Genomic DNA, 16,540 nt, shown 5'->3' on the forward strand with positions numbered 1-16,540 from the left:
TCCGTTTGCCATCCGCTCACCACCTCAGAGATGTGCTGACAAACAAAAGCCCGGAGTCGCGGCGGCTGACGGTGCCGCCAAGGACATCCGAGTAACCCATATCGAGATTGACATTGCCGCCGGCGAGCTTGGCGCCGACCGTCCAGCCGAACATGTCGCCACCGGCGATCTGGTAGCGGGCCTGGCGTGCGATCCGTCCGTAATCGAGACCGACATAGGGCCTGAACTCCCCGAGGATCTTTGCAAGCTCGGCATTCTCGGCAAAAGGCTGCGTCCGCCAGACGAGATCGTTGCGAATGAAGAAGCCGTTATTGCCAAAAAGCATGGTCTCGCGCATGCCGCGCACGGAGAAATAACCACCAGCCGAGATCTGCTCGGCCCCGAACAGATTGTCGGGCGAATATTGCCCGGTGACGATCGAATTGATCTCGAAGCGCTGCTGCGCCACCTCGAAGGGCCGCGTCAGGGTGATCGTGCCCGTGAACTTCGAGAAGCGGGGATCAGCGTCGCCTGCGCCGGCATCGCCCGGAGCGACGGCATCGAAAAGATTGAGCCCCTGGCTGTAGGAGAGATCGAACACCCAGAGGCCACCCAGCATGCGGCGCGAATGCGAGATGCCGAGATCGCCGACCGTGTATTTGCGGCTGCCGACCTCGATCCTGTTGCCGAGCAGGAAATTGTTGGTTTCCTTGTAGGTCAGGCCGCTGTTGAAAGTGGTGATCGAATCCTTGTCGCGCAGGATGACGCGATCGGCGCCGATGCCCACCTGCTTGCTGTCGCCAGACGTCTGCAGCCTGCCGAAATTGCCGGGAACAGAACTATCGTATTCGTACCACGAGCCGTTGGCCGAGAAGGTCCAGTAGCCATAGGGTACGCTGACATTGCCGGAATAGCTGTTGCTCTTGCCGCGGCCGTCATTGCGCCATGGATAATCCGGCCCGGCATGCTCGTAGCCAAAATTCCATTGGTCGTTGATGCCGAACAGGTTGTCGTAGCCGGCCGACAGCGACGACTTGGAAAATCCCGTCTGCTCCTGGCCGAGATTGCTGTTGCCGACCGACAGATGCCAGGGATGGCTGGGCTTGTTCTCGATGTTGAGGATCGAGGTGCCGTCCACCTTGCCCGGCAGCATCGCCGTCTTGGCATTGTTGGAAGTGAGACGATTGATCTGGTCGAGACCCTGCTCGATATCGCGCAGATTGGTGATCTCGCCCTTCATGCCCGGAAAGGCCGTGGCGATCACGCCGGAGCCCGCCGCGCCGAAACCCGAAACTGGCTTGCCGTTGATGTAGATGTCGGCAAGCGTGCCTTCGACCGCGACCAGGCGCAGCACCTTGGTCTTGGCGATGTCCTGCGCCGGCACGTAGACGCGCGAGCTCACAAAACCCTTGTCAAGATAGAGATGCGTCAGGTCGCGCAAGAGTACGTTGATCTCGCCGACACCGACGCAACGGTTCGCATAGGGCGCAGTGACCTTATCGATCGCGCCCACCGAAAACTGCTTGACGCCTTCGACCTCGATATGGGTGATCGCAAAGCATGGACCGGCCTTACCGCCGCCAGCCGCCGCCGGCTGCTGCGCTTCGGCCGGAGACGGCTTTGGCGTCATCTGACCTAAGCTCTGCAACCGTTGCTGCTCTGTCTCCTGCGCCTGACGGCGCGCGAAGTCGTCGTTCGGCGATTGCTGCGCGACGGCCTTCGACGAGACCAGGATCACCGACAGCAATGCGACGACAAACGCCACAAGAGATGACGACTTCGAAAAGCCCCGGCCGCTCCGCACCGGAGCCGCCCCTAAAGCCAGTGTCATGAGCTATTCCCGCCCTCCGCTTACTTCGAGGCGGGCTTTTGCAGTGCGTCCAGAGCTGCAGATAGACCCTTCAGGGAGAATTTGATGTTGACCTTCTGGCCATTCATCATCTGCAAATGACCGGTGCCATCAGAAGCCTTGGAAAGGGCTGCAACCATCTTGGCGTCCAGTTTCTGCTGTGCCCAGCAGCCCGCCTGATTGCAGTTGCGGTAAGCAAGCTGCACGACGGGTTTCTCGCTTGCATCGATACCGATGCCAGCCGGTAGATACATATTGAGCGGCACGAGCGTGGTCAGCACCAGTTCACTGGCTGGCTGCTTTGCCGCCTTCTTGTCTGTTGCAGTAGGAGCCGCCCCCTTGGCAACCGCCAGCGTCAAGACATTCACGTCCTGGTCGCCCTGCTTGACCGTGGCGATCTGCGCGACTTCGCAGCTCTCCGCTACAGCGCCATCCGCTGCCTTGCCGTCGATGCAGCGATAGTACCAGTCGTCGAATTTCTGAACCCGAGCCTGAGGCGCGGGCTTCTGTTCGTCTGTTTGAGGCGAAGCTGCCTGGGTAGAGCTGGCGCCGGACGACGTATTGGCAGCCGCCGGAGCGGGCTGTTCCTGCCCGGTCGCGGAAAATGCAAGCAACACCGAAGAAAGAAAAACTGCTGAAGTCAGGGTCTTGAAGGAAAGGGGCTCTTTGGCGGGGGACATACAAATACCCAAAGTCAAAGCCATTCGTTTGCGCAAGGCGTACCTTGCTCAAACGGCATGTCGGTCAAAATTCAGGGAGGGTCACCACTGGGTGGCGTAGCCGATCATAGGCCTGATCCGCTCAATAGCAGATTTCTAAAAAAGTACAGCAAAAAGTAGCAAGGACATGCGCGACTCACACGCTCGTTTTCAGATATGCGTGTAAAATCTGCAACACCAACGCTCAATAATTGAATAAAATTGTCGCTCTTGAAGGGAGTCGAACCGGTGGCCCCCAACATGATTTGATTCAGCCGTTGTGACCGGTGTTCCTAATCCAGCCAACATGTAGCAATCGGGCGGGACCCATATACATCCATACATGACCCGAAAGTTAAATCGTGCGAGATTTTGACCCCAACGCGATTTCGCGCCAATCCCTCCGGACGGATCGATAGTTCGAACGTCCGGATGGGCCATCCCAGACCAATAGCCGACACGTCGCCCGTTGACAGCCCGGATGCTCTCCCGGCTAGCCAGCAGATCGCGCCCGCTCTGGGCCACATAAAGACTAATCTCTCACCAAAACGATGACCTCATCAACGATCTCGGATTGCAGGTCGCTTGCCTTACGGGCGGCAACCTCCATCCATTGGAGCAGCAAGCCCTGGTCTTCGACCAGAAACTTTGCCCGATGCTTGAGAAAATCTAGGGTGTCTCCTGGATGGCATCTCTCATAGTCGGCGCGGATGAGAGCTTCGTAATCGATGCGCGTCTGGAGATCCTCCGGCTCAACAGGCACCATCAGACCATTCTCAGAGAGTCTCAGTACATGCTTGGCCTTTCTGCTCACCCCAAATCCTCCTCGTTGCAGTTACTAGCTCTTGAAGCGACATATGCGCCGCATCGAATACCATGGGACGCGCCCTTGCGGTCTCCTGCCAGTTATGACGGCGCCGCGATCACTCCACTATCGCCTGCATTTCCCCTTCCCACGCTTGGCGCGGAGGCCGGATCATGCTCGCTTCGGAAAATGACGGCGTTTGACGACAATGGAATCCCATTCTCGCGAAAGGCAATCAGAAGTCGCCTCATCGCCTCGCGTTGCAGGATGCCCGGATTGCCTGGCTTCGCGGTGAATTTAGGCCGAACCACCAAGGATGAATCGGTGATGTCCTGCAGTCCTTGCATCTTCAACGGAACGAGAAACTCCTCACCGATATCAGGGTCTTCCTGCATCGCAATTCCGACCCTCTTCACTGTCCTGCGGATCTGGTCGGGATCTGCGTCGCGATCGAAGCGCATTTCAAATTTGATTGTGCTCCAGTCACGACTGTAATTGCTGACCGCCTGGATCTGACCGAATGGAATTGTATGAAGTGGGCCATTCTGGTGTCTCAGTTGGAGAGAACGGAGAGAGATCTTCTCGACCGTTCCCTTAAGCTTGCCCGTGTCGACATATTCACCCACACGAAAGGCATCGTCTGCCAGGAAGAAAATCCCCGAAACGATATCCTTGATCAAGGTCTGTGAGCCGAATGAGACAGCGAGCCCGAAAATTCCAAAACCTGCAAGGAGTGGGCCGGTATCGATACCAAGCGACGAAAGCACGACTAGAATCGAGATGACAACCGTCGCGATGAACAGCGCATTGCGAACAAATGGCATCACGGTGTAAAGCCTGCTCGACGGCACGGCCATTTCTTCTCGATCCCCCGGGAGGCTCGCCCGAGGACTTGGCGCCATAGCTTCGAAGTATGTATGCAGATAGCTCCATGCGCTCCAGCTCAATATCACCGCCGCGGCACCCCGAGCGACCATGCGGGTGATCTCAGCCGCGACACGATCGACATCCGCAGACAGAAGCGGTTGCCAGAGTCGATAGATTAGATATGTACCTACGAACCAGATGCCTCCCGTGATTGCCGTTTGTAGGGCAGCGGTGATCGCGGCCAGCGCAAAGCTGCGATCGTCTCGCTCCCTGACGGAGGAAAGATATCCGGCACCAAGAGAGTGTATCCCCAGTGCCGCAACAGGCAAAACCAGCAGCATGATCTGTGTTGTCCCTGCCGCAAAGCTCCACTCGACCCTTTGGGGGCTGACGACAGCAATGCATCCGGCTGCCCATATGACGATTGCCGAACCTGCATATAGCCATGGTAGCGCTATCGCAATCGCGCGTCGTAGTCCCCCGGGCGCGGCGCCTCGAAAAGCTTTGCGAATGTCGTGCGCTCCAATCAGAAACCAGCATAGCTTCAGCACCATCAATAAGGTCGCCCCGACGACAAGCCAACCCGCGATGACAGCTTCGTTAACGCCGCTCGTGGCGGCGACCTGCAACACCTCACCGAGCAAACCAGCCCCGAACCCATATGCTACAAGCATGGTCATGTGGAATTGAGGCTTCGTCGACTGCACAAGCGGGCCATCGGAACTCGTCGAGAAAAGAACCCGGGAAGCAATCCAGTATCCGGTGGCGATCACGAATGAGTCTAAGACTGCCGCAATCATCATCCGCCCTAGCATGCCAATATCCAAAACCTGCGTGACGAAGCACCCAAACGCCGCAAAGGCAATGAGGCCTGCGAGGTCCGCCATTAATCGGCGAATAGCAGATCCTAGTCGCTGGGAGTGGCCGCTAATTTCGAACGCATTGTTGTTCACTGCCAGTGCAATCATGCTGCGCACCAAGATCGCAGCCATGCTGGCGCCGAGCAAAAGAGCCACGAAGTCAATCGGAACGCTCCACCCTGCACCCTCCGCGATCATTCTGGCCCTGAGAGTGCTAACCAGGTCCCACAGATGCGGAATTCCATGCAATCCGGTGGAGAGCCCGTCTACAAAGCTGTCGATGAGCGTTTGAATATTCGGCAATGAAATGGCGACCTCCCAAATTGACTGGTAGGCGTGACGGTAGGAGACGGCGCCCCAATGAATCTACCAGCTCACAGTTGCCCTCACCGGACCACGCGCCGAGGATATCTGTCGGCACTGCAAAGCATCGCCCCTCGAGCCGACTGACGTTACGGTAAGGGCGAAATCTAAGCTTGCCCCCCCGGTTCCCGGTAACGCTCAGTGCACCGACTGCTTGGCGCCCGTGCGCTGAGCAGGCGCGCGACCGTGCTGTCAAAGCACGACACTTTGGCTTCATTCTCGTTGTGCATGAGCGCAGCAGACTTCAAGCTTGATCCCTTCTGCGATAGCTCCGTTATTGAAACGTTGGGCTACCAAGACGTCTCACTGACCAGATGCGTTTTGGTCGAACATTCGCATGATTGGTCTTGGTCGCACTTTTGTCTGGTCCTTTGATATGAATCGAGGGAAGCAACGTGCGTGCCACATCCCAAACGCCGACAAATCAAGGGCTTGATAGCCAAACAACCACGTTGCCGGACATTTTGTCTGCTCAACGGGATAAAATGTCTCGCCAGATGGGGCCGATGCGGTCAACTGATGAGGCGGGTTACCTAGCAGTCACGCGCGACCCAGCTGACGGCGGGGCAGCCTACTTCGCGTGAAACTTGATGGATGCGTGCGTACCGTCGCAATACGGTTTGTTGTTCGAGGCTCCGCAACGACAGAGCGTGGCACGGTTGCGCGTTTCGTATTGTTCGCCATCGGCGGACGTCACGACTATGCCTCCGCGTATCCAGATCGGTCCACTTGCGCTCTCTGCCGGATCCTCAATGAGGCCGATTGATGGCTCCAAATGCGGTTCAATCGGCTTGTTCGAACTCTTGTCCCAGACAACTAGCCGTCCTGCGGGACACTTGCCGACCTGATCTATAAAAGTCCGGCGTGCCTGTGGGCTTGTCGCGGCGCCTACCTCGTTCCACACCTGACCATTTGGATCGCAGAACCGTGCAAACGCACAGAGATTTTCCTGGTCCAGCAGCACCAAGTCAGGTCCATCATATTCCTTTGCCCTAACGAGATACGGTGTTCGATCCGCCACTTCGGTACCGTCAAAACCAACCTTCACATGAGTGCCATCACAAAACGGCTTATGTCCGGATTGGCCACAGCGGCATAACGCAAACTTCTTGCCCGGAGAGGGTAAATCTGTGGCGATCCATTGCTCTGACTGACCGTTGGCGTCGACGCCGATGGTCTGCTCTGAAAGTGCGACTTCACCGGTAACGATGTAGGGGCCGTCACGCGTAACTGTTATATGGATATTACCGACATCATGTTTCATTGGCGATCTCCCTTTCCCAAACTTGCTGTTCCTTGGCCGGCCGTCCGACATGCTGCCAATGGCGGTCAGTCGACGGCATCGACGCACTCGAAAAGCCGATAGCGGTCATAATGCGGCTGAGCCGAATGCCTAAGACCTCATGCATAAGCGGGTCCTCATTGCCGCTGCCATCATGCTCTCTTTTTGAACCGTCGAATACCTCCAAGGTCGTCGCTCGAATGCTCGCCACCTCACGCAATATGCGTGCCAGTCGCCACTAATCAGAATATCAACGGCTTGCGAGCGGCCCCCGGGACATGATGACAGTTTGTCCTATCGGTCGAATGCGAACCGCGCCTGAGGGTCGCTTGTTGCGATAGATACCCCCGAACGAGGTTGTTGACGCTCAAATGCTCCGGCATGCTGCAATGGTGCGTGGGCCTATCGCACAACTTGTTTTCGCGATCATGTCCAATGGATCAGAGGGACCCATTGCTTCACGCTTTATCCCACTCCTCATTTCTCCCGAAACAATACGCAACCCGATGGGATCCCTGGTGGGCCGAAACATTGCATGCCGGACAGACTGTCTTGGCTTTTGTCGACATCTTGTCCGGAACCGCCTTTTTCTTCCGAGTGTAAGTATTGAAAATACAGCAATTCCAGGTTTGGCATGATCGTTGCAATGTTCGTGTTGAAGGTGTTCGCACCAGGCGACCTCACTGAGCGGACCACACGAAATCCAACGGCCTCTGACCTGGGTACCGCTGGAAAAGGCGCCAAGAATGCAGCCTACAAGGAGGAGAAAGGAACGCGACGCGAAACGCCGGAGCAATTCTGTCGTTAGCTTTGAACCCCTAGCCAATGACCGCGCCAGACGAACGAGAGGCTCCCTCTGATCGCGTGATTCTCAAAGCCGAAATCGACGCGTATTGCCGGCGTCATCGAAATGGCGGCCGAGGGATCTTGCTGGTCGGGATAGCCTAGCAAGCCGAAGAGTTCAACCGATGGCATTCAAGGGGAGACGAATGATGGAGATGTATGATTGCTATCTCAACAAGCAGAAACCGGCCGTCGGCCTTTACGTTCGCACGGGTGCCGCCCTTCCGGAGTTTGCCGATCCAAAGGAGTGGATTTTCGATGGGACCTCTGCGGCGGACCTCCTTCCATCAAGCGTTATCGAGGAAATCGCCGCCGATGGCTACGCATTCCGGAATATGGATTGACCAGACCACTAGCCTTTCCGACCGGCCCGCGCGGGAATCTTATGCCGCTTTGTGAAAAGCAGGTCTGAACGTCGCGAGGTTGTGGCAAGATAATACAATGCACGAGCAACCAATGGCCGAAAGCGAACCGTACGACGATAGGCCCGATCATTCGTCACGCAAGACTTAAGAGCTCTTTCCAAGGAAGAGAGGCGTGGGTACCTGATTGAGGTGGCTAGGCACCGTCTTGCTGACGACGAGAAAACAGCGAGCCGTGTTGCTGCGACGGACAACTCGTCATCCGCCGTCTCATATGGCTTTGACTAGCCGAGTGTCTTGAGGAGCATCTGTGCTGCTTCCTCCGATGATGCTGGATTTTGCCCGGTGATCAGTATTCCGTCCTGCACGACGTGAGCTTGCCAATCGTCACCTGACGAGAAATGTCCTCCCTTTGCCTTCAGCATGTCCTCGACAAGGAAAGGCACGACATTTGCCAAGCCGACGGCTTGCTCCTCTGAATTGGTAAATCCGGTCACCTCCTTGCCGTTAACCAACGGCTTGCCATCCTTGCCCATCACATGCCGAAGCACGCCGGGCGCATGACATACGAGTGCAAGCGGCTTGCCGGCGGAGACCGTTGCTTCGATCAGGCGAATTGACGCTGGATCTTCGGCAAGGTCCCATAAGGGGCCATGGCCACCCGGATAGAAAACGGCATCTACCTGTTCCAGCGAGACTGCAGCAAGCTTCTGAGTATGGGCCAGCGCGTCCTGTGCCTCGGCGTCACCCTCGAAGCGACGGGTTGCGTCCGTACGAGAGTTCGGTTCGTCACTCTTGGGATCAAGCGGCGGTTGGCCACCTTTGGGAGAAGCCAATACGACCTGTGCACCGGCATCCATGAAGGTGTAATAGGGCGCGGCAAACTCCTCCAGCCAAAACCCGGTCTTCTTACCTGTGTCGCCAAGCTTGTCGTGCGAAGTGAGGATCATCAAAATTCTCATGGTTACTGCTCCTTGTTGGCGGTTGGACGCGAGGCTCATATGGTAAGGATCCGTGCATTAAGTGCCGATGTCCCGGGTGCTCGATGGGCATGCTGAGTTCCCTTGCCGACAGACTGGCCCGCATTCGGAAAGGTCGCCAGGTGCCGGCAGGATCACATAGCTTGAGCTGCCGATCGCTTGCCGAAATCTCCGGCGTCAGGCCATAGCGCAGGAGAGGACACGACGACCTCTACGCGGTCGCGACCCACTCATAGCCTATAGATTACCATCTCATCGGACTTCACTGCAAAACCAACGGGCTTGTCCAGCAATAGACGTTCCAACCGGCACGGATCAGGGTTTACCAATGCAACCTCTGAAGACTTGTCATACGGTCAGGCTAGCAACCTACGTGCCAACTCGACAGCAACGAAACTTCAGGGACTTAGCTGGGCTTCCTCTGTTCGGCGGTCAAAATGTCTCCAGATAGAAGCCAAAAAGTCTGATCGTCGGTGCATTTCATCAGGAAGGAATTATTTGATTTTGCTGGATGATTATGCAGAGCTTTAGGGCAAACAGCACTGTGGCGATATGCGCCTTGGCGGCTCGATCTCGGGCGATCGGAGGGAAAATGAAGCTGAGTTACGAGCTGCTGGTCTATGCAGAATGGTTGATACGCCTTCTTGCCATTGTGCTTATCCCGCGCCACCGTTCTCCGGCGGCCGCCCGCGCATGGATATTGCTGGTTTTCTTCCTTCCGATTCCCGGCATTGTTCTGTTTCTCGTCATCGGGAGCGACCGGTTTCCAAAATGGCGAAAGGTTCGATTCCAGGCCTTGCGGCCGTTCTTTGCGTCGACCGTCGATGCTCTCCGGCCTTTCCGCGCGGCTCTGGGCGAAAGGCAGCCGATTGCGGAGCTGGCGTCGGCCCTGGGTCGGTTTCCTGCCACGACAGGAAACAGGATCGAGCTGATCGACGACTATGACGCTGTGATCGACAGACTCGTTGACGACATCGATGCCGCAACTTCTCGCATCCATATCCTCGTCTACATTTTTGCCGACGACATTGTCGGTCGCCGGATCGCTGACGCACTCGGCCGTGCAAGGGCTCGCGGACTAGACGTGAAGGTCATGTTCGATCCGGTCGGATCACATCGGTGGCGTCGAGGAACACTTCGCATGCTTCAGGCACAGGGCGTCGAAACGCAGGAAGCTCTTCCCTTGCGGTTCACGAAGCTTCGGTCACGCGGCGATATGCGCAATCATCGGAAGCTTTTCGTCATCGACGGCAAGATCGGCTATGCCGGATCACAAAATCTGGTCGCCAAGGACTTCCGTCCGGGGATCACGAACCATGAACTGGTCGTGCGGTCGGAAGGGCCAATTGTCACGACAATGGATGCAGTCATACGGGGTGACTGGAGCATGGAAACGGGCGAACTGCCTTCGCAAGAGAGCACCGTCCCACCCCAGCAGGCAGGATCCGCTCAGACTCAGCTTCTTCCCAGCGGAGAGGATTATCGCCTTGAGGGGTTCGAGTCCCTGTTGGTGTGGCAAGTGCACCAGGCACGCGAGCGAGTCGTTCTGGTGACCCCGTATTTCATACCTGATGAGGATGTTCTCGGCGCTTTGCGGACGGCGGTCGTTCGGGGCGTAACGGTGGATATCGTCCTGTCGGAGGTGGTCGATCAACGCCTCGTCCATCTATCCCAAAGCTCATACTATGAAGACCTGCTCGCAGCCGGTGTCAGAATACACCTTTATCGAGACTATCTCCTGCATGCCAAGAACGTCGGCATTGATGGAACCTTAGCGATCGTAGGATCAAGCAACGTCGACTTGCGCTCCTTCCAGTTGAACGAAGAGGTCAGTATGCTCCTCTATGATGCTCAATCCATCGCGCAGGTTGACGCGATCCAGCGAGGTTATTTGGAAAACGCGGATTCCATTGATCTTGAGACCTGGAGAAAGCGGTCGCCACTTCGAAAGGTCGCCGAGAACGCGGCGCGCATGGTGAATTCGCTGCTCTGATGAGCCTCCGCCCTCAGCCAGGTCGGACCAAGTAATCGCCTGACTGACCTGACGGGGCGAAGGCTGCCTTCGTTACACTGGCCGATCGGAGCCAAGATCGGGATTCACCACGATCCTGTCCGAAACGGCTCTCTCTATTGGCTTGGCGATCGCCGAGATCTCTACCGGTGTTTCTCCCGATTTTCGGCGATAACCTTATCGATCATACCCTCGTTGTGTCGGATAAAGTCATCTCGCGACATATTTGAAGCCTGCCACGCGGCCTGGAGCGTGGAATCCTTGTCAAGCCACTGATCCCGCGTCTGATGATCAAGCTTGTGGCGTCTTGCATCCTGTGATCCATGTGATGCTCTGTCATGATCCTTGGACATGTCGTTATCCTCATCGTCATACTTGGTTTAACAGGCCGCAACGGGAACTTGTTGCAATCCCGATGTCGGCGATGAAAGTGCTGCAGTCCACGGCGTCGAAGATGTCGTTTTGCGGCACGCTTCGATGCGGTACCGGAGTGCTAATTTCCAAACCTGAGGCATCAGGGGCCGCAGTGTCGTGGACGAGGAATGATCGCACGCAAACGAGCACTGCAGCCTCGACCACGGGGGCCGACTTGGGATCAATCCCAGTTCGCCTCCCTGGCCCACTTGTCGACTTCCTTGCGAACCTGGCTCTTGTCATAGCCATAAAGGTCCTGGAGCTTGCCCTCCAGTCTCTCCCTGTCGCCATTGATGATATCGATGTCGTTGTCAGTCAGCTTGCCCCAGCTTGCCTTGATCGCGCCCTTGGCTGCCTTCCAGTTTCCCTCAATGCGATCCCAGTTCATTCTCGTCTCCTCTGTTCCCTGGTTCCTCCTCAAAGCAGGCGGCGCATCCAAAAACGCACGTCAGCCGCTATGCCATGGTTTCCAAGCAATACGCATGCCAGAAGAAAAGCATAATTATATCAACATGCTACGATGGGGATCCATCACCGGAAAGACAGTTTTTCACGACAACGGGGATCAAATTGTCCATCCGTCGAGGATGGCTGGTCGCCGTTCACCTGCTGCCTGGCAGCTTGACCTTTGTGAAAATTGAGGCTTAGCGCTGCCGTCTAGCGCCAAAGAGCGCGTTGGCAGAATGGATTCTTCCTCGAGGCTTGATCGACCGGATTAGAGTCCCTGATGGTCTCATCTTACCTCAATCTTTGGCTGGACCGGGCAATGATGCCTGCGAGAGCTTTATCATTGTTTGTTGCGCCATCGTCGAGTTTGCTATGATGATCTGCCTTTGATCATCGGTTCTGAGGATTGTGTAACCAAGCGATATATCCTCCACCTCGCCAGTCTCGAGACCAGTCGGTGCATGAATTTGCAGGCGATCGCCGCGACGAAACGGCTTGTAGAGCACAAGGCTAATTCCCGAAACGAGATTGCCTAGCGTCGCTTGCGCGGCAAATCCTAAAATGACGGAGGCCAGGCTCACGCCCGCCAGCAGCGCCGTGCCAAGCTTGTTCAAAGCCGGGATCAAATGCGCATAGGATGTCGCCAGGAGTAACCAGATAACGAGGACGGCAAGATGACTGAGAAACGAAAGGGTGATTGCATCCACGCGTGCTGCCTGATCGTGACGCAACGCGGTCTGCAGGGCCTTTCGCACAAGCCAGGACAGGATTAGGCCTTGAGCTATGAAGATCCCTGCGAGCAGGAGAGCACCCGAAATTCGATCGGGGCTTAGAAATTGAGTTATCGACAAGAGTTGTCCTTTGCTGAATCGGCCAACAAGAGCAAAACACTGGATGCTGGCGGTTTGGGCACCGCTCCTCGGCGCTAATCGCTTGCGAAATAGCAAACTTCCAGCCGCGCATCGGGCTCAGTTGTCCCCGCGCCACTTGGCAAACGGGCAATGCCTTCAGCCATCGCGATCGCCGACAAGTTCGCGGACGAGCCGTTTCCCAGAAACTCGACACGCGGCAGGCCGCCAGAATCGCGGCTCACGGTGCGAAACGGCACGAATTCGGTCCGATCCGGCTTGTTGGGGTAAGCAGTCGCCGCGACCGCCGGGCACCATTTCGTCTCGAAATCGGATATTGCCGCCATTTTGCGTAAGGCGGGCAGAACCATGTATCGCAGGCAGGTCAGGGCTGCATTCGGATTTCCGGGCAATCCCGCAAACAACGCCCCTCCAAGACGCCCGATTTTGACGGGCTTGCCGGGCCGCATGGCAACCTTCATTACATCCAGAAACCCGCCGCATTCACGCACCGCGATCGCCACATGATCCTCATCGCCCGCAGATACCCCGCCCGTGGTGATGACCACGTCGCAATCCATCGAGGCCTTGCAAAGGACATCCGTCAGCATCTGGCGATCGTCCCGCACAACGCCCAGGTCCGTCACGTCGATCCAGGCCCGACTGCGCAATGTCGAGTTCACCAGTATACCGTTCGAATTGTAGATGAGTCCCGGTTCGAGCTGCTCGCCAACAGATCTCAATTCCGATCCCGTACATACGATGGCAACTTTTAATCGCCTAAACGCCTGCACCTGAGCGATGCCGGCACCGGCAAGAAGCGTGAGGCGCTCAGGCGTTAGAACGTCACCGGCGCCGAGCAATACTTGACCTTTGCAAACATCCTCGCCGGCTCGCCGGATGTTTCGACCAGATCGAGGGCGCTCGAAGATGGTGACGTCATCTCCTTTTCGTTCGCATCGCTCCTGCATGACAACGGCGTCGAAACCGCTCGGAAGTGCCGCGCCTGTAAAAATCCGCAAAGCCGATCGCCCCCTGTGTACTGGGCGGGCGAAACCACCGGCAGCCAGGGTACCGATCACCGGCAATGTCCACGGACCAATGCCGTCCAAATCGTCCGTGTTGATTGCGTAGCCATCCATCGCCGAATTGTCGAAGGGTGGGACGGAGGTACTGGCCAATGGTGCCTCGGCCAGCACGCGGCCGTTGGCTATAGCGAGTTCAATAGGCTCGCTCTGTGCGACCGGTGTGACCTGGGCCAGGGTCCTTGCCAGCGCCTCACCTGGAGCCAGTGGAATGCCCTTGTCACCGGCTGAGCACTCACCTTTTGAAATCATAAGATTTTCGTCCATTCGCGCCTCGGCCTGTCATACTTCAGCCATCGGATTTCAAGATCAGTCGCAACAAAAGCGCGACGACTGCGAGTGAAAGCACGCTCGCCGCCCAGATCGCGACGAACCAACCCAGGCGTTTCCAGATCGAGGAGGTACCAGCCTTCATCAGTGATATCCGTGTACTCCGGCTTTCCCGCGGAATACCCAATAGGCCCAGCCAGTGTAGATCAAGATGATCGGAATGATGATGATGGCCCCGATCAGCATGAACCACTGACTTTCGGGTGGCGCAGCGGCATCCCATATCGTCACCGAGCGGGGCACGATATAGGGGTAGATGCTGACGCCTAAACCCGCAAATCCAAGCAGGAATATTGCCAGTGCCATGACGAAGGGGAGCCGCTCCATCCCGCGCTTGAGGCTCCAGAAGAACAGCGCTGCGGAAACGACGACAAGTAGTGGAACCTGTGCCGTGAGCAGAACCCCCGGCATTGCGAACCAGCGCCGCCAATAGTCATAGGTAAGAAAGGGCGTTGCGATACTTACTGCCCCGAGAGCGCAAAGTGTGGCAGCACCGAGCCAGAACGCCAGTTTTTGGGCATGCCGCAGACTGGTGCCCTCCGTCTTCCAGACCAGCCACGAGGCTCCGAGCAAAGCATATCCGACTACCAATGCGACACCGGTCAGCAGACTGAACGCGCTGAGCCAATCGAGCCATCCGCCCGCGTAGGCCCGGTTTTCGACGTGTACTCCTTGAAGAATTGCCCCCAGCATGATGCCCTGCGACAAGGCCGCCACCAGCGAACCGAGCGAAAAGGCACTGTCCCAGAACGCCCGGTGACGCGGATGGCGCCAGCGAAACTCGAAAGCAACGCCTCTGAAAACCAATCCAAGCAGCATGGCGATGACCAACGGATAGGTGGCGGGCAAAATGATGGCATAGGCAAGCGGAAATGCCGCCAGAAGAGCTCCGCCCCCAAGGACAAGCCAGGTCTCGTTGCCGTCCCAGACGGGTGCTATCGAATTCATTGCCTGGTCCCGTTCGGCACCCACGGCAAATGTCGGAAATAGAATGCCGATCCCAAGATCGAAGCCATCCATGACGACATAGGCAAACACCGCAAAACCTATGATCATGGCCCAAATCGTGGTGAGATCCAGATATTCGCTCATGTTCGATCCTCCAGGGGCAGCGTGGCACCGAGACTTGGCGCGGGCGTAATGCCCGCGGCGCGCTGCGGAACCTGGGGCGGTTCGCTTTCATGCGGCTCCGGCGGTTTGGACATCAGCCGCAACAGGTAGAAAATGCCCGATCCGAACGCGAAAAAGTAAACGACGATGAATGCGACGAGGGAAATCGCCACGGCTGGCGCCGCGAGCGGGGAATGGGAGTCCGCCGTCCGCAAAAGCCCGTAGACCGTGAACGGCTGGCGCCCGACTTCGGTCGTGACCCAGCCGGCAATAACCGCGATAAATCCTGCCGGTCCCATACAAACGGCAACAATATGCAACAATGACCACTCATAGAGCTTTCGTTTTAGGCGAGCGAAAAGGCTCCACAGACCGACACCGAGCATGGCAAAGCCAAGCGCAACCATAATGCGGAACGACCAGAAAATGATTGGAGCCGGCGGCCATTGGTCCCGAGGGATGTCGGTCAATCCCGGGAGTGGCGCAAAGGGGTCGTGCTTGAGGATCAGTGATCCGAGATGAGGTATCGAGATTTCGTAGCGGACTCGCGCCTCCTCATTGCTCGGCAGGCCGAATAATATCAAAGGGGCGCCCTCGGGGTGCGGCTGATAATCTCCCTCCATCGCAAGAACCTTGGCCGGCTGATGCTCCAGAGTATTCAGACCATGCGCGTCGCCGGCAACGATCTGGATCGGTGTAACAAAGAGAGCCATCCACATCGCCATCGAGAACATCTTGCGGGCACCGAGATTGGACTTGTTCTTCAACAGGTGCCATGCGCCGACGCCGCCAACGGCAAATGCTGTGGTCAGATAGGCTGCAAGTACCGTATGGAGAAGACGGTACGGAAAGCTCGGGTTGAAGATGATCGCAAGCCAGGATCCGGCCGGAACGAATTGGCCACTCGCGTTGATCGCAAAGCCGGTTGGCGTCTGCATCCAGCTGTTGACCGACAGGATCCATGTTGCGGAAATGAGGGTGCCCAGGGCAACCATGCAGCTTGCGAAAAAGTGCAGTCCCCTCCCCACCTTGTCTATTCCAAAGAGCATCACGCCCAAAAATCCGGCTTCAAGGAAAAAGGCCGTGAGCACCTCATAGGCCATCAGAGGACCAATGATGGGGCCTGCCTTTTGGGAATACACGGACCAATTGGTCCCGAACTGATAGGACATGACCACGCCGGAGACGACGCCCATACCGAAGACGACGGCGAATATCTTGAGCCAGTAGCGATATAGATTTGCGTAGACACCGTTTCCGGTTTTCAGCCAAAGCGCCTCAAGCACCATGAGGAAACTGGCCAACCCGATTGAAAAGGCCGGAAACAGGAAATGGAACGAGACAGTGAACGCAAACTGTGCTCTTGCCAAAATGACGGGATCCAGGGTCTCAAGCACTTTCCATCTC

General features: G+C 56.8%; 15 protein-coding genes. 2 read left to right on the forward strand and 13 right to left on the reverse strand.

Annotated elements, in window-relative coordinates; translation table 11 throughout:
• Nucleotides 1-16 precede the first annotated feature (16 nt).
• The 6 genes from QD461_RS20155 to QD461_RS20180 form a co-directional block, all read right to left on the reverse strand.
• Complete coding sequence (locus tag QD461_RS20155; RefSeq protein WP_414089347.1) at nt 17-1,810, reverse strand: ShlB/FhaC/HecB family hemolysin secretion/activation protein; 1,794 nt, start codon at nt 1,808-1,810, stop codon at nt 17-19.
• 20 nt (nt 1,811-1,830) lie between these two features.
• On the reverse strand, nt 1,831-2,508 hold the full coding sequence (locus QD461_RS20160; protein ID WP_414089348.1) for an invasion associated locus B family protein: 678 nt from the start codon (nt 2,506-2,508) through the stop codon (nt 1,831-1,833).
• A gap of 550 nt (nt 2,509-3,058) precedes the next feature.
• The gene (locus tag QD461_RS20165; RefSeq protein ID WP_414089349.1) at nt 3,059-3,340 is read right to left on the reverse strand and encodes a hypothetical protein; all 282 of its coding nucleotides are present in this window, start codon (nt 3,338-3,340) and stop codon (nt 3,059-3,061) included.
• A 92-nt stretch (nt 3,341-3,432) separates the two neighbouring features.
• Nucleotides 3,433-5,361 (reverse strand): mechanosensitive ion channel family protein, encoded by a 1,929-nt coding sequence (locus QD461_RS20170; RefSeq protein WP_414089350.1) that lies wholly within the window; start codon nt 5,359-5,361, stop codon nt 3,433-3,435.
• Nucleotides 5,362-5,992: 631 nt separating this feature from the next.
• A complete protein-coding gene (locus QD461_RS20175) occupies nt 5,993-6,685 on the reverse strand; it encodes a CDGSH iron-sulfur domain-containing protein (protein ID WP_414089351.1) in 693 nt (230 codons plus the stop codon).
• On the reverse strand, nt 6,675-6,890 hold the full coding sequence (locus QD461_RS20180) for a hypothetical protein (RefSeq protein WP_414089352.1): 216 nt from the start codon (nt 6,888-6,890) through the stop codon (nt 6,675-6,677). Before QD461_RS20180 ends, QD461_RS20175 begins: the two co-directional genes overlap by 11 nt.
• A gap of 802 nt (nt 6,891-7,692) precedes the next feature.
• Between QD461_RS20180 and QD461_RS20185 the strand changes: the two genes are divergently transcribed.
• Nucleotides 7,693-7,890, forward strand: a complete 198-nt coding sequence (locus QD461_RS20185) for a hypothetical protein (RefSeq protein WP_414089353.1) — start codon at nt 7,693-7,695, stop codon at nt 7,888-7,890.
• Between the two features lie 302 nt (nt 7,891-8,192).
• Here the strand turns inward: QD461_RS20185 and QD461_RS20190 are convergent, their stop codons facing one another.
• A complete protein-coding gene (locus tag QD461_RS20190) occupies nt 8,193-8,870 on the reverse strand; it encodes a type 1 glutamine amidotransferase domain-containing protein (RefSeq protein WP_414089354.1) in 678 nt (225 codons plus the stop codon).
• Between the two features lie 610 nt (nt 8,871-9,480).
• On the opposite strand from QD461_RS20190, the gene cls reads away from it, so the two are divergent.
• A complete protein-coding gene (gene cls, locus QD461_RS20195; protein WP_414089355.1) occupies nt 9,481-10,881 on the forward strand; it encodes a cardiolipin synthase in 1,401 nt (466 codons plus the stop codon).
• 613 nt (nt 10,882-11,494) lie between these two features.
• On the opposite strand, the gene QD461_RS20200 is transcribed toward cls, so the two are convergent.
• From QD461_RS20200 to QD461_RS20225, 6 genes are all read right to left on the reverse strand, one after another.
• Nucleotides 11,495-11,701, reverse strand: a complete 207-nt coding sequence (locus QD461_RS20200; protein WP_414089356.1) for a CsbD family protein — start codon at nt 11,699-11,701, stop codon at nt 11,495-11,497.
• A gap of 355 nt (nt 11,702-12,056) precedes the next feature.
• Complete coding sequence (locus tag QD461_RS20205) at nt 12,057-12,467, reverse strand: mechanosensitive ion channel family protein (protein ID WP_414089357.1); 411 nt, start codon at nt 12,465-12,467, stop codon at nt 12,057-12,059.
• A 218-nt stretch (nt 12,468-12,685) separates the two neighbouring features.
• Nucleotides 12,686-13,960 (reverse strand): gephyrin-like molybdotransferase Glp, encoded by a 1,275-nt coding sequence (glp, locus tag QD461_RS20210; protein WP_414089358.1) that lies wholly within the window; start codon nt 13,958-13,960, stop codon nt 12,686-12,688.
• Between the two features lie 22 nt (nt 13,961-13,982).
• Nucleotides 13,983-14,108 carry a DUF2474 family protein gene (locus QD461_RS20215; RefSeq protein ID WP_414089359.1) on the reverse strand — a complete coding sequence of 42 codons (126 nt, stop codon included), beginning with the start codon at nt 14,106-14,108 and terminating at the stop codon, nt 13,983-13,985.
• Entirely contained in the window at nt 14,108-15,115 is a 1,008-nt protein-coding gene (cydB, locus tag QD461_RS20220) for a cytochrome d ubiquinol oxidase subunit II (protein WP_414089360.1), read from the reverse strand. The genes QD461_RS20215 and cydB overlap by 1 nt, the downstream gene beginning before the upstream one ends.
• On the reverse strand, nt 15,112-16,530 hold the full coding sequence (locus tag QD461_RS20225; protein WP_414089361.1) for a cytochrome ubiquinol oxidase subunit I: 1,419 nt from the start codon (nt 16,528-16,530) through the stop codon (nt 15,112-15,114). Before QD461_RS20225 ends, cydB begins: the two co-directional genes overlap by 4 nt.
• Nucleotides 16,531-16,540: the final 10 nt, after the last annotated feature.

This window comes from Rhizobium sp. BR 314, from assembly GCF_047445805.1.
Classification (GTDB): domain Bacteria; phylum Pseudomonadota; class Alphaproteobacteria; order Rhizobiales; family Rhizobiaceae; genus Rhizobium; species Rhizobium lusitanum_B.

What these genes read in the sequence shown, in the direction of transcription:
- QD461_RS20155 (WP_414089347.1), bottom strand. Translation starts at nt 1,810, where the DNA reads ATGACACTGGCTTTAGGGGCGGCTCCGGTGCGGAGCGGCCGGGGCTTT.
- QD461_RS20160 (WP_414089348.1), bottom strand. Translation starts at nt 2,508, where the DNA reads ATGTCCCCCGCCAAAGAGCCCCTTTCCTTCAAGACCCTGACTTCAGCA.
- QD461_RS20175 (WP_414089351.1), bottom strand. Translation starts at nt 6,685, where the DNA reads ATGAAACATGATGTCGGTAATATCCATATAACAGTTACGCGTGACGGC.
- QD461_RS20185 (WP_414089353.1), top strand. Translation starts at nt 7,693, where the DNA reads ATGATGGAGATGTATGATTGCTATCTCAACAAGCAGAAACCGGCCGTC.
- QD461_RS20190 (WP_414089354.1), bottom strand. Translation starts at nt 8,870, where the DNA reads ATGAGAATTTTGATGATCCTCACTTCGCACGACAAGCTTGGCGACACA.
- cls (WP_414089355.1), top strand. Translation starts at nt 9,481, where the DNA reads ATGAAGCTGAGTTACGAGCTGCTGGTCTATGCAGAATGGTTGATACGC.
- QD461_RS20200 (WP_414089356.1), bottom strand. Translation starts at nt 11,701, where the DNA reads ATGAACTGGGATCGCATTGAGGGAAACTGGAAGGCAGCCAAGGGCGCG.
- glp (WP_414089358.1), bottom strand. Translation starts at nt 13,960, where the DNA reads ATGGACGAAAATCTTATGATTTCAAAAGGTGAGTGCTCAGCCGGTGAC.
- QD461_RS20215 (WP_414089359.1), bottom strand. Translation starts at nt 14,108, where the DNA reads ATGAAGGCTGGTACCTCCTCGATCTGGAAACGCCTGGGTTGGTTCGTC.
- cydB (WP_414089360.1), bottom strand. Translation starts at nt 15,115, where the DNA reads ATGAGCGAATATCTGGATCTCACCACGATTTGGGCCATGATCATAGGT.